At 55.4% G+C, this 16129-nt stretch carries 15 protein-coding genes; 12 read left to right on the forward strand and 3 right to left on the reverse strand.

Annotated features, from left to right (window positions below; genetic code table 11):
- Nucleotides 1-88: 88 nt before the first annotated feature.
- Nucleotides 89-1423: a DRTGG domain-containing protein gene (locus tag ABIE48_RS04340; protein WP_145025282.1), complete on the forward strand. Its 1335-nt coding sequence runs from the start codon at nucleotides 89-91 to the stop codon at nucleotides 1421-1423.
- 187 nt (nucleotides 1424-1610) lie between these two features.
- On the opposite strand, the gene ABIE48_RS04345 is transcribed toward ABIE48_RS04340, so the two are convergent.
- Genes ABIE48_RS04345 through ABIE48_RS04355 form a run of 3 tightly spaced genes read right to left on the reverse strand, consistent with a single transcriptional unit; the run spans nucleotide 1611 to nucleotide 2806 of the window.
- Complete coding sequence (locus tag ABIE48_RS04345) at nucleotides 1611-1949, reverse strand: YtpI family protein (protein ID WP_308737496.1); 339 nt, start codon at nucleotides 1947-1949, stop codon at nucleotides 1611-1613.
- Nucleotides 1950-1972: 23 nt separating this feature from the next.
- The gene (locus tag ABIE48_RS04350) at nucleotides 1973-2476 is read right to left on the reverse strand and encodes a sporulation membrane protein YtrI (RefSeq protein WP_145025280.1); all 504 of its coding nucleotides are present in this window, start codon (nucleotides 2474-2476) and stop codon (nucleotides 1973-1975) included.
- Nucleotides 2477-2479: 3 nt separating this feature from the next.
- Nucleotides 2480-2806: a YtrH family sporulation protein gene (locus ABIE48_RS04355; protein WP_076170474.1), complete on the reverse strand. Its 327-nt coding sequence runs from the start codon at nucleotides 2804-2806 to the stop codon at nucleotides 2480-2482.
- A 155-nt stretch (nucleotides 2807-2961) separates the two neighbouring features.
- Here ABIE48_RS04355 and ABIE48_RS04360 point away from each other — a divergent pair, with 155 nt between their 5' ends.
- From ABIE48_RS04360 to mdh, 11 genes are all read left to right on the forward strand, one after another.
- Nucleotides 2962-6630 carry a DNA polymerase III subunit alpha gene (locus tag ABIE48_RS04360; RefSeq protein ID WP_192716592.1) on the forward strand — a complete coding sequence of 1223 codons (3669 nt, stop codon included), beginning with the start codon at nucleotides 2962-2964 and terminating at the stop codon, nucleotides 6628-6630.
- A 228-nt stretch (nucleotides 6631-6858) separates the two neighbouring features.
- Complete coding sequence (locus ABIE48_RS04365; RefSeq protein ID WP_089545818.1) at nucleotides 6859-7365, forward strand: phosphatidylglycerophosphatase A family protein; 507 nt, start codon at nucleotides 6859-6861, stop codon at nucleotides 7363-7365.
- A gap of 135 nt (nucleotides 7366-7500) precedes the next feature.
- A complete protein-coding gene (locus ABIE48_RS04370; protein ID WP_076170471.1) occupies nucleotides 7501-7689 on the forward strand; it encodes a glutamate decarboxylase in 189 nt (62 codons plus the stop codon).
- A 78-nt stretch (nucleotides 7690-7767) separates the two neighbouring features.
- Nucleotides 7768-8658 (forward strand): acetyl-CoA carboxylase, carboxyltransferase subunit beta, encoded by an 891-nt coding sequence (gene accD, locus ABIE48_RS04375; RefSeq protein WP_192716593.1) that lies wholly within the window; start codon nucleotides 7768-7770, stop codon nucleotides 8656-8658.
- On the forward strand, nucleotides 8659-9642 hold the full coding sequence (locus ABIE48_RS04380; RefSeq protein ID WP_192716594.1) for an acetyl-CoA carboxylase carboxyltransferase subunit alpha: 984 nt from the start codon (nucleotides 8659-8661) through the stop codon (nucleotides 9640-9642). It abuts the gene before it with no gap.
- Between the two features lie 136 nt (nucleotides 9643-9778).
- Nucleotides 9779-11203: a pyruvate kinase gene (gene pyk, locus ABIE48_RS04385; RefSeq protein ID WP_192716595.1), complete on the forward strand. Its 1425-nt coding sequence runs from the start codon at nucleotides 9779-9781 to the stop codon at nucleotides 11201-11203.
- 180 nt (nucleotides 11204-11383) lie between these two features.
- Nucleotides 11384-11893 carry an acyl-CoA thioesterase gene (locus tag ABIE48_RS04390; protein ID WP_105441752.1) on the forward strand — a complete coding sequence of 170 codons (510 nt, stop codon included), beginning with the start codon at nucleotides 11384-11386 and terminating at the stop codon, nucleotides 11891-11893.
- Complete coding sequence (locus tag ABIE48_RS04395; protein WP_076170466.1) at nucleotides 11890-12291, forward strand: FxsA family protein; 402 nt, start codon at nucleotides 11890-11892, stop codon at nucleotides 12289-12291. The genes ABIE48_RS04390 and ABIE48_RS04395 overlap by 4 nt, the downstream gene beginning before the upstream one ends.
- Nucleotides 12292-12629: 338 nt before the next feature.
- Nucleotides 12630-13745 (forward strand): citrate synthase, encoded by a 1116-nt coding sequence (citZ, locus tag ABIE48_RS04400; RefSeq protein WP_089545820.1) that lies wholly within the window; start codon nucleotides 12630-12632, stop codon nucleotides 13743-13745.
- A gap of 124 nt (nucleotides 13746-13869) precedes the next feature.
- On the forward strand, nucleotides 13870-15162 hold the full coding sequence (gene icd / locus ABIE48_RS04405) for an NADP-dependent isocitrate dehydrogenase (protein WP_145025270.1): 1293 nt from the start codon (nucleotides 13870-13872) through the stop codon (nucleotides 15160-15162).
- 15 nt (nucleotides 15163-15177) lie between these two features.
- On the forward strand, nucleotides 15178-16119 hold the full coding sequence (gene mdh, locus ABIE48_RS04410) for a malate dehydrogenase (RefSeq protein ID WP_145946997.1): 942 nt from the start codon (nucleotides 15178-15180) through the stop codon (nucleotides 16117-16119).
- The last annotated feature ends 10 nt before the right edge of the window (nucleotides 16120-16129 follow it).

The following is a 16129-nucleotide window of genomic DNA, read 5'->3' on the forward strand; positions in this document are numbered from 1 at the left end:
GGCGGCTTTTTTTGCGTTGTTATTTTCCGGCCTCAACCATGATATAATAGTACAGTATGGTACAGATAGAAGCGTGGGGGTGTAACAGTTGGAGGGCCGCGATGAAACGATTACGAAACATGAGCAGCTGCTGCAGCATATCGAAGGACTGAAAATTGGCACCAAGATTTCGGTCCGCAAGCTGGCGAAGGAAATGTCCGTTAGCGAAGGGACCGCTTACCGGGCGGTAAAGGACGCCGAAAACCTGGGCATCGTCGTGACCAAGGAAAGGATCGGCACCGTCCGGGTCGAGAAGAAGCCGCGGAATATTTCCGAGCAGCTCACCTTCGCCGACGTGGTCGAGATCGTGGAAGGCCACATGATCGGCGGAGCCGATGGACTTAATAAACATCTGCATAAATACGTCATCGGCGCCATGGAGGTGGACGCCATGGCCCGTTACATCGACGCGGGCAGCCTGCTCATCGTCGGCAACCGCGCCGACGCGCATTCGCTGGCGCTGGAGCAGGGAGCGGGCGTGCTCATCACCGGCGGATTCGGAACGAGCCGGGAGGTCAAGGAGCTGGCCGACACGCTCGACCTGCCGATTTTTTCATCGCGCCACGACACGTTTACGGTGGCGTCGCTGATCAACCGGGCCATTTTCGACCGCCTGATCAAGAAGAAAATTATGATCGTGGAGGACATCGTCAACACCCGGGCCAAAATCCACGCTCTCAAGCTGTCGAGCACCGTGGCGGATTGCAAGGCGCTGGCGGATCAGACCGGACAGCTGCGGCTGCCGGTCATCGACGAGTGGAACCGGGTGCTCGGTATCGTAAACCGGAGCGATATGAAGGACCTGCCCGATGGGCAGAGCATCGAGAAGCTGTTGGTCCGCAATCCGGTCACGGCCGGACTGCAGACTTCGCTCGCGTCCGCAGCACAGCTCATGATGTGGGAAGGCGTGGACTTTCTGCCGATCGTCGACCGCAACCGCAAGCTGGTAGCGACCGTGTCGCGGAAAGAAGTGCTTCAGGCCATGCGCGACGCCCGCAAGCAGCCGCAGCTCGGCGAGACGTTCGACCATTTGATCTGGAACGGATTTGCGGATGAGCGGGATGAGGAGGGACGGCTCTTTTTCCACGGCTTTATTACGCCGCAGATGGCGACGGATCTCGGTACGATTTCGGAAGGCATCCTGACCACGGTGATGACGCAGGCGGCGCTGCGGGCGGCGAAGGATATGACGGGGAATGACTTTGTCCTGGATAACATGTCAACGTACTTCGTCCGCCCGGTGCAGATCGAGGATCCGGTGACCGTCATGCCGCGGCTGCTGGAGGCGAGCCGGCGGACGTGCAAGATCGAAATCGAAATGCTGCATGACGAGAGCCTGGTGGCCAAAGCTGTGCTGACGCTTCATTCTATCGAGCATGGATAACAGGTAACGGGTATGGCTGGATTGTCCATGGTCTTAGCCAGACATAAATATAACCGGCAGCATCTTTGATCAAAGATACGGCCGGTTATTTGTTGTGTGTGGCCCCGATGTTCTCCCGCACATTAAAGTTTGGGTCTTGTCCACGCTTGGAAGATTCAGGTTACTCTGCGCAATTGCAGCATCAGGTTCAAGCTTTCGTATCTGAGGATTTCATGCGGCTGAAATGTCCCCGATTCCGGATGCCCGCGAAAATATTGAACGCCCCGAGGACGAGGAACAGCCCCTCGATAACGACCGCAACGGTCGATCCATGGAAAATAAACATGCAGATCAGCGCAAGCACGACCAGCATCATTCCAAGGCAGATATTCATATTCGAGCCGTACAAGCCCCTGTCACGGACATCGGCGGAACGCCGCGCGCGGTAGCTGTAGTAAGCGGAACATAAACAGGTAATCACCAGCAGCGCAAATAGGCAATAGCGGATGACGGAAATCATCGAATGCTGCAGCTCCTTTACTGTCAATAACTTCAATATTCCTCATTGTATCACGATTTGCCGACCGAAGCGACACTTTGAGGCTCGATGTCGATCCAGATCTGAAGCACGCCCTCCGCCACCAGCATCGTCTTGATTTCGATGGAGTATTCCTTATCGCGCACCCTGTAAATTTTGCGATTGAGGAGGTTCCGGGCGATTTTGCTGTCCTCGTCGATATCGAAAATGTTCCGGCCCCGTAGCACCTCCAGATCCTCGGCGAGCTTGCGGATCACTTCCTTGACGATGACCGGATCGAGAGGAGGGTCCTGCTGCTCCGCGCGGATTTTGATTTCCTTGATCACGGTCTGCTGGTTGTTGTACTTTTTCAGCGTTTTGATGTCATCCTCGTACTGTTGGATTCGAAGCTCCAGGTCCTGATTGGACGCCCAAAGCATGTCGAAGCTGGAGTGGAACACCGAATTATACACGACGCTTCCGATAACGGCGCCCAAGACAAAGACAGCGGTCAGCTGGGAGAAATGGCGGTATCGGCTGAACGGAGGAATTCGCATCGGCTATTCCCTGCCGCCGCAAACCCATTTGACCAGCTCGCTGCCCATGTGGGCGCCGAGGAAGGCGAAGAGGAGAAACAGAACCTGCTTGATGGCGGGGGAGAGATTGCCTCCCATAAAATTGCTCTCGATGACCCGCATCGGATCGATCGTGCCGCCGATCGCCGCCGCCATCGCCCATATTTTAATCCGATCGGCCACCTCGAGCATGGTGTGTGTCGGTGATTGCAGCGAGATGACCGCACCGATCCCGCCGACCATCGCACCGCCCAGCACGATGCCGAAAGCGATAAAGAAATCCAGTATGGCTTTGGATAAAAACACGCTCATGATTCCCAGTCCTTTCCCAAGGAGGTCGGAAACGCCTTGTCCAGCGGTTTCCTTATTCCATTCTATGGGCGGTCCTAGGCGGATTATGATAAAATAATAAATAGTGCATGAAACGTTAAAAACCAGTGATCACTGCGGCGAAAAGGAGACGAGACATGAGTTCATTTGTGCATCTTCACGTGCATAGCGAATACAGCCTTCTGGATGGAGCGGCACGGATCTCGGACCTTGTCCGGCGAGCCGCGGAGAACGGAATGAAGGCGCTGGCGCTGACTGACCACGGGGTCATGTACGGCGCGGTGCCATTTTATAAAGCCTGTGTGGCGGAAGGCATCAAGCCGATCATCGGCTGCGAGGCCTACCTGACGGCCGGTTCCCGCAAAGAGCGCGGCAGCCGCAAGGATCAGCCGATCTATCACCTGATCCTGCTGGCCAAGAACGAGACGGGTTACCGCAATCTGATGAAGCTGTGCTCCATCGGTCATTTGGAAGGTTTTCACTATAAACCACGCATCGATATGGATGCGCTCGCGAAACATCATGAGGGCATCATCTGCCTGAGCGCCTGCCTCGGCGGGGAAGTGCCCCAGCATCTGCTGCACGGCCGGACCGAGGAGGCGCGCCGGGCGGCGCTGCGGTACCGGGACATTTTCGGCGAAGATTTTTACCTGGAGCTGCAGGACCACGGGCTGCCCGAACAGAAGCGGGTCAATCCGCAGCTGATCGAGCTCGCCCGGGAGCTGGACGTTCCGCTCGTGGCGACCAACGACGTCCACTATCTCGTCCGTGAGGATGCTTCCATGCAGGACGTGCTAATCTGTATCGGTACAGGAAAAACGGTAGAGGACGAGGATCGGCTGCAGATTCAGACGGACCAGCTGTACCTGAAGAGCGGCGACGAAATGGCCCGCTTGTTCCCGCATGTCCGGGAAGCCTTGGACAATACGCTCCTCATTGCGGACAAATGCAGCCTGGAGCTGGAATTCGGCCGGTCCATTCTGCCGGAATACCGCCCGCTTCCCGAGGGGCAGACGGCTGCCGAATACTTGCGGGCCCTGTGCCTGGAAGGACTGGAAAGCCGCTACAGCACGACCGGCCTTTGGGACACCGAAGAAGGAAAAAGAGACCTTCTCCAGCGCCTCGACTACGAGCTCGGCGTGATCGGGAGCATGGGGTTCAGCGATTACTTCCTCATCGTTTGGGATTTTATCGCCTATGCACACCGGCGGGGAATCGTGACCGGTCCCGGACGGGGTTCGTCCGCGGGCAGTCTCGTCGCATACGTGCTCCGCATCACGAACGTCGATCCGATCAAGTACAACCTGCTGTTCGAACGCTTCCTGAACCCGGAACGGGTGACCATGCCGGATATCGATATCGACTTCAGCGATGAGCGCCGCGACGAAGTAATCGAGTATGTGGCGGATAAATACGGAAGTGAACACGTCGCACAGATCATCACCTTCGGGACGATGGCCGCCCGCGCGGCGGTACGCGACGTGGGACGCGCCTTGAACGTATCGTACGGCGAGGTGGACAAGGCGGCCAAGCTCATTCCGAACGCGCACGGGATCAACATCCGCCGGGCGATGGAAATCAGCGACGAGCTGAAGAAGCTGTACGAGCAGAGCCCCAAAACCCGCGAGATGCTCGACATGGCCATGAAGGTCGAAGGCATGCCGCGGCACGCGTCGACCCACGCCGCGGGCGTGGTCATATCGCGTGACCCGCTGACCGATGCGGTCCCGCTGCAGGAGGGCAGCGAGCGAACCGCGCTGACCCAATATCCGATGGAGCAGCTGGAAAGCATCGGCCTGCTCAAAATGGACTTTCTCGGTCTGCGCACCCTGTCGATCATCGAGCGGTCCATGCGCTGGATCGGGGAAATGACCGGCAGCGCGCCGGACTTCGCGCAGGTTCCGGACAATGACCCGCTGACCTACGAGATGCTGGGGAGCGGGGATACGACCGGCGTGTTCCAGCTGGAGTCCGCCGGCATGCGGCGGGTGCTCAAAGAGCTGAAGCCAAGCGTATTCGAGGACGTCATCTCGGTCGTGGCGCTGTACCGCCCGGGTCCGATGGAGTTTATCCCGAATTTCATTCAGGCGAAGCATGGCACCATCCAGGTCGACTACCCGCATGACGATTTGAAGCCGATCCTGGCCGACACCTACGGTATCATTGTGTACCAGGAGCAGATCATGAAAATCGCCTCACTGATGGCGGGCTTCTCACTCGGGGAAGCCGATCTGCTGCGGCGCGCCGTATCCAAGAAGAAGCGGGAAGTGCTCGACCGTGAGCGCAGCCACTTCGTGGAGGGCAGCCTGAAGCAGGGATATACCGAAGAAGATGCGAACAAGGTATACGACATGATCGTGCGCTTTGCCGATTACGGTTTTCCGAGAGCCCACGCGGCAGCGTATGCTGTTCTGGCATTCCAGACCGCTTATCTCAAGGCGCACTATCCGGTGCAGTTCATGGCCTCGATGCTGACGGCCGTCATGGGCAGCCACCGGAAGGTCGCGGAATATGTGGTGGAGTGCCGCCGGATGAACATCAAGGTGCTGCCGCCCGACGTCAACGAGAGCGGCGTGCTGTTTACACCGGTGGCGGTAAGCGCGGAGGACGGACAGCCGGCCGAAGGGCCGGGGCATATCCGGTTCGGGCTGGGGGCCATCAAGAACGTGGGTACCCAGGCGGTGGAAAACATGATGCGCGTCCGGGAAGAGAAGCCGTTCGAAAGCCTGCTCGACTTCTGCCGCCGGATCGATCTGCGCGTCTGCAACAAACGGGTGATCGAATCGCTGATCCAGGCGGGCGCCTTCGATTCGCTGCCGGGCCACCGCGCGCAGCTGCTTGCCATGCTGGACGAGACCGTCGATGCCGCCGTCAAATGGCGCAAGGAACGCGAGGATCTGCAGATCCAGCTGTTTGATTTTGTCGAAACGACGAATTGGGAGATCGAATATCCCGACATTCCGCCGTTTTCCGTTTCCCAGCAGCTGGAGCACGAGCGCGATCTGCTCGGTCTGTATCTTTCCGGCCACCCCCTGGACGACTTTGATGAAGTATTGGACGAACCGGGCGTGGAGCGGCTGATGAACCTGGCCGAGGCGGCGGATGAAGCGAAGGTGGTCGTCGCGGGCATGGTCGTGTCGGTCAAGTCGATCACGACCAAGCAGGGCAAAGCGATGGCCTTCATGGAGCTGGAAGACCAGATCGAACGCTGCGAAGTGGTGCTGTTCCCTGAAGTTTGGAAGCGCAGCTCGAGCTATGTCGGCAAGGGCGAGCTGCTGGCGCTGCGAGCCAAGGTGCAGCAGCAGGACGAGGGCTTCAAGCTCCTCGCCGAGGAAGTGCTGCCGCTGGCCGGGGCCCCGCTTGCCCAGATGGTCAAGCGGAACCAGGCGCCAGCCGGCGGCAGATCCTTCGCCGCGGGGCCGGGGCCATCGCGGCGGCAGGGCGCGCCTGCGGGCCGCCCCGCTCCGCAGGCAGCCGCCGGCGATGCCGCCGCGCCGGCCGACGCACCGGCGCGCAAGGAGCAGGGCGGCGGTGCAACCGCCCCGGCGAAGGAACAAGCGCGCCGCCCCAAAACGGCGGAGCAGCGCGTCTTCGTTAAGATTTCGCCGGAAGCGGAGAACCCGGACCTGCTTGCCAGGCTGAAGCAGCTGCTTCAGGAGCATCCGGGTCCGGTGGCTACGGTGCTCTTTTACGAGCAAAGCCAAAAGCTGCTTGCGCTCAGCGACAACTATCGGATCAAACCGTCGCCCGAATTTTTCGAAATGATCGAAAACATGCTCGGCAAAGGGACGGTCCGGATTAAATAGAAGCACGGATCAAAGGGCGGCTGGCACAGCCGCCGGCAACAGTTCAATAGTTCAATGACCCTCCGGGCTTCTGCGGAAATGACACAGATTTTACGAACGTTTCCCGAGCCTCCCGCATACACTTAGGAACACCTAGGGACAACATTATCATGTGCCGCCCGGCTGCCTTGGGCAGACGCATCTTTTCGAAGGACCCGGGGGCGGGCGTGCCGTGCGGGAGGAATAAACATGTCATATGATGCAGCGATTGCCATGCTGAGCCGCAGGGGAGTCAAAGTCGGGGACATTGCCGATATCGTGTATAAACTGCAAATCCCGTACCATCCGGAACTGGAGATCGACGAATGCGTGGAGAGCGTGAACGCCGTCCTCGGCAAAAGGGAAGTGCAGTACACGCTGGTGACCGGGATGGCGCTTGACGAGCTGGCGGAGAAGAAGCTTCTTCCCGAGCCTTTGCAGGCGATCATGGAGGCGGACGAACCGCTGTACGGAGTGGACGAGACGTTGGCGCTCGGCATTACGAGCGTGTACGGCATGATCGGACTGACAAGTTTTGGTTTTTTGGATAAAGAAAAAATCGGTATTATCGATACTCTGAACAATAAAAAGGACGAGATCCACGTTTTTCTCGATGATCTGGTCGCCGGGCTCGCCGCCGCGGCATCCGCGAGGATCGCCCACCGGTACAAGGGAGCCAAGCAGTATCCGTCCGCTTCCGGAAATTCCGGGTTGTAACGCCCGAAGGCCTTGAACGAACCCTCTGATCGGCCTGCCCGCGTCCCATCACTTTGTTGCGGGAAAAAACGGAGTTATGTTATCATTACTCTATTATACGTGCTCAGAACATGAGATTAGGGGGTTCTGCAAGGAATGTGGACGGTCATCTATATCGCACCTACCGCCAAGGTAGCGGAAATGATCACGACCAAATTAACGGAAGAGGGATTTTTGGTTAAAAGCCGTCCGATCAATTTATCCAAGCAGCAGTTCGAGATTTTGGTTCCCTCTGGTGAGCTGGAGGAAGTCCAGGAAGTGCTTAATTCCATCTTGCATCCTTAATTTTTAAGGAAACAAAGTGACGTTTATAGAGGCAGAGTGAAGAGCGGCTGGGCAAATTAACGGCTGAGAGGTGTAGTTGTGTTTAAAGACTTGTTCCAGAAAAAAAGAAAGTACGCGACCATTCCTTCAGAACGTGTAGGAAGAGGCAGCGAGCCGGGTGAAGAAAGACCGCGCCGGGAAATTCCCGAAGGCTTGATGAATAAATGTCCAAAATGCGGCAGCATTCAATACAGCAAAGAGCTGGAGAAAAATCTGAAGGTTTGCCCCAACTGCGGACACCACATGCGTCTGAATGCGTTGGAACGGATCCAAATGACGCTGGACGATGCAGAATTTGAAGAGTTTGACAGCGGTATGGTATCGGTCGATCCGCTCCAATTTCCGGGATATGCCAACAAGCTGGAGCAGCAGGCGCTCAAGTCGGGTCTGCGCGAAGCGGTTATTACCGGACAAGGCACCATTGAAGGACTCCCGGTTGTCGTCGCTGTCATGAGCTTCGATTTCTTTACGGGAAGCATGGGTTCGGTCGTCGGTGAGAAAATTACCCGGGCGATCGAAATTGCGACCGAAAGGAATCTCCCACTCATTATTTTCTCGACCTCCGGCGGAGCGCGTATGCAGGAAAGTATTCTGAGTTTGATGCAAATGGCGAAGACAAGCGCTGCTTTGTCTCGTTTTAACGAAAAAGGCGGCCTTTACATTTCGGTCATTACCGATCCGACGACAGGCGGGGTTTCGGCCAGCTTTGCCACGCTCGGCGACATTAACATCGCGGAGCCGGGGGCTGTGTTCGGCTTTGCCGGACGGATCGTTATCGAGCAGACCATCCGCCAGAAGCTCCCGGATGATTTCCAGACGGCGGAGTTCAATTTGGCGCACGGACAGCTGGATTTGGTCGTCCACCGGAAAGAGCTGCGCCAAATGCTGTACAAGCTGATCGAGATGCATACCGTGAAAGGGGGATATTAAGTGGCAGGAGAATTGCCTTTTGAAAAGCCCCTTGTGGAAATGCGGCAGAAGATCAATGAGCTGAAGCAGTTCGGAGCGGACAAGGGTATTGATTTTAGCGACGAGATTGCGAGATTGGAAGAAAGATACGCCCAGTTGGAAGAAGAGGTGTATTCAAATATTACGGCCGCCCAGAAAATGCATTTGGCCCGGCATCATCAACGTCCCACATCACTCGATTTGATCCAGCTGATTTTCAGCGATTTCATCGAGCTGCACGGGGACCGTCTATTTGGTGATGACCTCGCGGTCATTGGCGGGCTGGCCAAGCTGAACGGGACTCCGGTCACCGTGATCGGCCAACAGCGCGGGAAGGATACGAAGGACAACATTGCCCGTTTCTTCGGCAGTGCGCATCCGGAAGGCTTCCGCAAAGCGCTGCGGCTGATGCACCAGGCGGACAAGTTTAAACGCCCGATTATCACTTTTATTGATACAAAAGGTGCGTATCCGGGTAATACAGCAGAAGAGAGGGGACAATCCGAGGCAATCGCCCGCAATTTACGGGAGATGGCCGCGCTGGGTGTTCCTGTTATTTGTGTGGTCATCGGCGAAGGTGGAAGCGGCGGTGCTCTTGCGATGGCCGTCGGCAACCGTGTGCTGATGCTGGAGCATGCGATCTATTCGGCGATTTCGCCGAACGGAGCGGCTTCGATCCTCTGGAAGGACGCGTCCAAAGCGGATCAGGCGGCCGAGGCCATGAAGATTACGGCTAAAGACCTGCTTGAATTCGAAGTGATCGAAGAGATCGTGCCGGAACCGAAAGGCGGAGCGCACCGGGATTATGAGGCGACAGCCGCTGCCATCAAGGACAGCCTGGTACGCCATCTGGGCGAACTGTCGGGACTCGACAGCAATGCGTTGAAGGAAGACCGGTATCAGAAGTTCCGCAAGATCGGCAAGTTTGCCTATGAACAATCTTCGCATGTCGGTGTGATAGATTAGTTCCATCTGGGCAATGATGTATTATGACAAACTTTCAAACTTCCTATACAAAACTTTCGTTTTGTAGTAAATTTAATCTTTGGATAAAGATATGTAGGGTAGAGAGACTTTAAAGAATAAATCGGAGGAAACCCAAATGCGTAAAACAAAAATCGTATGTACCATCGGTCCTTCCAGTGAATCGTTGGAAAACACCAAAAAATTGATTATGGCCGGCATGAACGTTGCCCGTTTGAACTTCTCGCACGGCGATTTCGAGGAGCATGGCCGCCGGATCAACAACATCCGCGAAGCCTGCCGCGAGCTTAACAAAACCGTTGCCATCCTGCTTGACACCAAGGGACCGGAAATCCGCACAGGCAAGCTTGCCGTGGAGCCGATCGAGCTGGTGCAGGATGAGTACATCACGCTGACGACCGAAGAAATTCTGGGTGACAAAGACCGGATTTCGATCACGTACAAAGACCTTCCTAGTGATGTGCAGCCGGGTTCGACGATCCTGATCGATGACGGATTGATCGGCCTGACGGTTGTGGAAGTTGAGGGCACTGAAATTAAATGCCGTATTGTCAATGGCGGTACGATCAAGAGCAAAAAAGGCGTGAACGTACCGGGTGTGGCGATTTCTCTGCCGGGCATCACAGAGAAAGACGCGAACGATATCGTATTCGGGATCGAACAGGGCATCGATTTTATCGCAGCTTCCTTCGTACGCAAAGCAAGTGACGTTCAAGAAATCCGCGAGCTGCTCGCCAAGCACAACGCAGAGCACATCCAGATCATTTCCAAGATCGAGAATCAGCAAGGCGTGGACAACCTCGATGAAATTTTGGAAGCGTCCGACGGTCTGATGGTTGCCCGCGGCGACCTCGGCGTGGAAATTCCGGCTGAAGAAGTACCGCTGGTGCAAAAGCACATGATCGAAAAGTGTAATGTTGCCGGCAAACCGGTCATTACGGCGACGCAAATGCTGGATTCCATGCAGCGCAACCCGCGTCCGACACGCGCCGAAGCGAGTGACGTAGCGAACGCGATCTTTGACGGCACGGATGCAATCATGCTGTCCGGGGAAACGGCTGCCGGTAAATATCCGGTGGAATCCGTTCTGACGATGTCCCGCATCGCCGAGAAGGCTGAATCCGCGCTGAACTACCGCGAGATTTTCCTGAAGCAGCGGATTGCCCAGGAAACGACAATTACTGAAGCGATCAGCCAATCGGTGGCGATTTCCGCACTGGATCTGAACGCCAAGGCAATCATTTCTTCGACGGAATCCGGCCATACGGCACGCATGGTATCCAAGTACCGTCCGGAAGCACCGATCATCGCAGTGACTACGCAGGAGCGCACGCTGCGTCGTCTGGCTCTGACTTGGGGCGTTACACCGGTCCCGGGCAAGACTGCTACATCGACGGATGAAATGTTCGAGAACTCCTTGAAGGGCGGCCTGGAGTCCGGTCTCGTAAAACCGGGCGATTTGGTTGTTATTACTGCAGGGGTTCCGCTGGGACAATCCGGTTCGACGAACCTGGTGAAAGTCAGCCAAATTCCAAACGAATAAGAGGACTGCGGCGCAAACCGCCGCTAGCCTACAGATAGATCCATTTCATAGAAAAGCCTGTCAGGATTCACTCCTGGCAGGCTTTTTTTGCTGATACCGGGCAAATTTCAGAAGCAGGCATCCCTTATGTTATACTAAACTGAAGGACATTAATTACAGCAAGAAAGGGAACAGTGGAGGATGGGAAAAGATAACGGCATTCAGCTCAGCCGCTGGTTTACGACGTCACTCCGGGTACGCTATCAGGAAAGCGACAAAATGGCTGTCGTCTACCATGCGAATTATTTAAACTGGTTTGAAATCGGCCGGACCGAAATGATCCGCGAATTGGGCATTACTTACCGCAGTATGGAGGATGAGGGCTTGTTTCTGCCCGTCACAGAGCTTGACATGAAGTTTGTGCAGCCGGCGCGCTATGACGACATGATTACCATTTTTACGAGAATGACGCGGTTCACCAAACTGCGGATTGACTATATCTATGAAATTCGAAGACTATCCGAACAGGAGCAGGCGACGTTTGCCGGCAGCGGGTATAAGATCGGCGAAGAACTGCCTGGAGAAGTGCTCGTCACGGGTTCGACGCAGCATGTGTGGCTGAACCGGGACTGGCAGCCCGTAAGGCTTGACAAACACTCGCCTGCGCTGTATACGGCCCTGTCCAAGTCGATTACAGGAGGAGAAGCATGACCGCGTTCAGAAAATGGCTGCTGGCCCTGATCATTATCGTTCCGGTGGTCGAAATATTCGGCTTCGAATGGGTGGCTACCCGGGTAGGAGCGGCCAATACGCTGCTGCTGACCATCGTCACCTCCGGAATCGGCATGCTGATGATGCGCTTTGAGGGGCGCAAGGTGCTGGAGGATTCGCGGGCCAAAATGAATTCGGGCCAGGTTCCCGGCCGGAGCATGGTGGATGGCTTATGCGTGTTTATCGGAGGGATGCTGCTTGTCCTTCCTGGCTTTGTAACGGACCTGATCGGGTTTACGATGGTATTTCCGCTGACTCGGCCCTTGTACCGCTATGTCATTTTGAAGTGGATCGAGCGGAAGATGAAAGACGGAAACATTAAGATTTACCGCCGTTAGCGGCAGGAGAGCATACCTGATAAAAAATTGTTTATTTGGCTGATAAAACAATTTGATGTTTTCTGTCACCTTGTAATTGTTCACATAGACGTCAAAATACTTTATGATAATATATGGTTCCATTACTTGGCGATTAGTGTCAGGTAGAGTAGCGGACAACGGTTTTGCGGGTTCCGAACAGGAGAGTACAGCCCGCCCGGTTCCGCGTTAACGGCATTATGGCACGGCCTGTCTGCTGTGGATTGCGTCGATGGACGTTTTTCTTTTCAGTAAAATGTAACTGTTTTCACGGTTCATGCATGTTGTTAAAATTCCGTTATACGAAGGAGAGATGTACGATGACAGCTACCAAAGGTCTGGAAGGAATTGTTGCCGCAGCTTCTTCCATCAGCTCGATTGTCGACGGTGTGCTCACATACCGCGGTTATAACATTGATGACCTGGCAGCGAACGCGAGCTTCGAAGAAGTGGCATTCCTGCTCTGGTTCGGAAAACTGCCGAATCAGGACGAATTGAGTCGTCTTCAGCAGGACCTCAGCGACTATGCCGCAATTCCGGATGCTTTGATCGAACAAATGAAATTGTACCCTAAAGATATGAGCACGATGGCAGCTCTCCGTTCCGCCGTATCGGCCCTGGCGCTGTACGATGCGGAAGCCGACGATATGAGCCGTGAAGCCAATGAGCGCAAGGCGATCCGCCTGCAGGCGCAGCTCCCTACGATTATTGCGGCTATGGCCCGCCTCCGCAAAGGCCAGGAGCCTGTCGCACCGAAAGCAGGCTTGTCGGTTGCCGAAAACTTCCTGTATATGCTCAGAGGTGAAACACCTGAGGAGACTTCGGTGAAGGCTCTCGATCAGGCGCTCGTGCTGCATGCCGACCATGAGCTGAACGCTTCGACGTTTGCTGCGCGCGTAACCGTGGCGACGCTTTCGGACATCTACTCCGGCGTAACATCGGCGATCGGCGCATTGAAAGGCCCTCTGCACGGCGGTGCCAACGAGGCGGTCATGAAGATGCTGAACGAAATCGGAAGCATCGACAAAGTTGAGCCTTACATTCAAGAGAAGCTCGACAATAAAGACAAAATTATGGGCTTCGGCCATCGCGTTTACAAAAACGGGGATCCCCGCGCCAAGCATCTGCAGAAGATGTCCCGCGAGCTGGGTGAAATGAAAGGGGATACAAGCCTGTACGAAATGTCCGTCAAAGTGGAGGACATCGTGACTGGCCAGAAGGGGCTGAAGCCGAATGTGGACTTCTACTCCGCTTCCGTATATACTCAGCTTGGCATCGAGCAGGAGCTCTTCACGCCGATCTTTGCGATCAGCCGCGTGTCGGGATGGACGGCGCACATTCTGGAACAATATGAAAACAACCGCATCATCCGTCCGCGTGCCGAATATGTCGGCCAAACGGATCAAAAATATGTTCCGATTGAGCAGCGTTCTTAAGGTATAATAGAAAAAGGGGGAACACCGTGAACGATCAACCCGGGCACGGGCGGTTCCCTCTGGCTTTGTGCTTGTCCCGGCAGAAATCTGATGCCCGACGAAAACTATAAGGAGGAATTTATTCATGAAACTCGAGAAATTTGCACTCCCTACCGAAGGTGAAAAGATTGAAATAACGAACGGCAAGCTGCAGGTTCCGAACAATCCAGTTATTCCGTTCATCGAAGGCGACGGCACCGGCCGCGACATTTGGAGAGCTTCCAAGCGCGTTCTGGATGCGGCTGTTGAGAAAGCTTACAACGGCGAGAAAAAAATCGCCTGGTATGAAGTATTTGCCGGTGAAAAAGCCTACAATACATACGGGGAGTGGCTGCCGAACGATACGCTCGAAGCTATCCGCGAGTACATTGTAGCAATCAAGGGACCTTTGACTACGCCGATCGGCGGCGGTATCCGCTCCCTGAACGTGGCCCTGCGCCAAGAGCTCGACCTGTACGTCTGCCTGCGTCCTGTGCGCTACTTCAACGGCGTGCCATCTCCGGTTAAGCATCCTGAGCTGGTCGACATGGTCATCTTCCGCGAGAATACGGAAGACATCTATGCAGGTATCGAGTACAAGGAAGGCTCGGAGGAAGTGAAGAAGGTCATCAAATTCCTCCAGGAAGAAATGGGCGTTAACAAAATCCGTTTCCCTGAAACTTCCGGTATCGGTATCAAGCCGGTATCTTCCGAAGGCTCCAAGCGCCTCGTTCGCGCTGCAGTAGAATACGCCATCAAGCACGGCCGCAAGAGCGTGACGCTCGTTCACAAAGGCAACATCATGAAATTCACCGAAGGCGCCTTCAAAAACTGGGGTTACGAAGTGGCTGAACAGGAGTTTGGCGATAAAGTGTTCACTTGGGCGCAATATGACGTCATCAAGGAAAAAGACGGCGTAGACGCTGCGAATGCCGCTCAAAAAGCCGCTGAAGCCGAAGGCAAAATCATCATCAAGGATGCGATTGCCGACATCGCTCTCCAGCAGGTGCTGACTCGTCCGACGGACTTCGACGTGATTGCAACCCTGAACCTGAACGGTGACTATCTGTCCGACGCCCTTGCTGCCCAAATCGGCGGTATCGGTATCGCTCCAGGAGCGAACATCAACTATGTGACAGGACACGCGATCTTTGAAGCAACGCACGGAACAGCTCCGAAATACGCGGACAAAGACGTTGTGAACCCGGGTTCGGTTATCCTGTCCGGCGTTATGCTGCTTGAGCACCTGGGATGGCAGGAAGCGGCTGATCTGATCTACAAAGGCATGGAAACGTCGATTAACAATAAGACGGTAACTTACGATTTCGCCCGTCTGATGGAAGGCGCTACGGAAGTTAAATGCTCCGAGTTTGCTGACGAAGTTATCAAAAACATGTAGGGGAGAGATCCGATCATGGCCTTGACTCGTAAAAAGATTACCGTTGTGGGTGCCGGTTTTACCGGTGCCACGACGGCGCTGATGCTCGCGCAAAAGGAACTTGGCAACGTGGTGCTGCTGGATATTCCTCAACTGGAGAACCCAACCAAGGGCAAGGCGCTGGACATGCTGGAAGCGAGTCCTGTTCAAGGCTTTGACAGTCAGATCATCGGTACCTCGAATTACGATGATGCGGCTGGCTCCGACATCGTGATCATTACGGCCGGCGTTGCCCGCAAGCCGGGCATGAGCCGTGACGACCTCGTGAACACCAATGCAGGCATCGTTAAATCGGTCTGCGACAACGTAAAACGCGTCGCGCCGGAATCCATCGTAATCATCTTGAGCAATCCGGTGGACGCCATGACGCATGTCGCTTACAAGACACTCGGTTTCCCTAAAAACCGTGTGATCGGCCAATCCGGCGTTCTTGACACAGCCCGCTACTGCACGTTCATCGCGCAGGAGCTGAACGTCTCCGTCGAGGATGTGCGCGGCTTTGTGCTTGGGGGCCATGGCGACGACATGGTGCCTCTCGTGCGGTATTCCAGCGTCGGCGGTATTCCGATCGACACGCTGATATCGCCGGAGCGCATTCAGGAGATTGTGCAGCGCACCCGCGTCGGCGGCGGCGAAATCGTCAACCTGCTCGGCAACGGCAGTGCGTATTACGCCCCGGCAGCCTCATTGGTGCAAATGGCGGAAGCCATCCTCAAGGACAAGAAACGGATTATTCCGGTCATCGCGCGCCTTGACGGCGAATACGGCTACCATGACATTTTCCTAGGCGTACCGACGATTCTAGGCGGCAGCGGCATCGAGAAAGTTTTCGAGCTGGAGCTGACGGCCGAAGAGAAAGCGGCGCTGGATCAATCGGCCGATTCGGTCCGCAATGTCATCGCTGTAGTGAATGTATAAGCGGGACCAT

The sequence above is a fragment of the Paenibacillus sp. OAE614 genome (genome assembly GCF_040546645.1).
Taxonomy (GTDB): Bacteria; Bacillota; Bacilli; order Paenibacillales; family Paenibacillaceae; genus Paenibacillus_AQ; species Paenibacillus_AQ favisporus.

Bases quoted from the DNA above. Each gene is read 5' to 3' on its own strand.
- ABIE48_RS04350 (WP_145025280.1), bottom strand. From the start codon at position 2,476: ATGCGAATTCCTCCGTTCAGCCGATACCGCCATTTCTCCCAGCTGACC.
- ABIE48_RS04355 (WP_076170474.1), bottom strand. From the start codon at position 2,806: ATGAGCGTGTTTTTATCCAAAGCCATACTGGATTTCTTTATCGCTTTC.
- ABIE48_RS04360 (WP_192716592.1), top strand. From the start codon at position 2,962: ATGAGTTCATTTGTGCATCTTCACGTGCATAGCGAATACAGCCTTCTG.
- ABIE48_RS04365 (WP_089545818.1), top strand. From the start codon at position 6,859: ATGTCATATGATGCAGCGATTGCCATGCTGAGCCGCAGGGGAGTCAAA.
- ABIE48_RS04370 (WP_076170471.1), top strand. From the start codon at position 7,501: ATGTGGACGGTCATCTATATCGCACCTACCGCCAAGGTAGCGGAAATG.
- pyk (WP_192716595.1), top strand. From the start codon at position 9,779: ATGCGTAAAACAAAAATCGTATGTACCATCGGTCCTTCCAGTGAATCG.
- ABIE48_RS04390 (WP_105441752.1), top strand. From the start codon at position 11,384: ATGGGAAAAGATAACGGCATTCAGCTCAGCCGCTGGTTTACGACGTCA.
- ABIE48_RS04395 (WP_076170466.1), top strand. From the start codon at position 11,890: ATGACCGCGTTCAGAAAATGGCTGCTGGCCCTGATCATTATCGTTCCG.
- citZ (WP_089545820.1), top strand. From the start codon at position 12,630: ATGACAGCTACCAAAGGTCTGGAAGGAATTGTTGCCGCAGCTTCTTCC.
- icd (WP_145025270.1), top strand. From the start codon at position 13,870: ATGAAACTCGAGAAATTTGCACTCCCTACCGAAGGTGAAAAGATTGAA.
- mdh (WP_145946997.1), top strand. From the start codon at position 15,178: ATGGCCTTGACTCGTAAAAAGATTACCGTTGTGGGTGCCGGTTTTACC.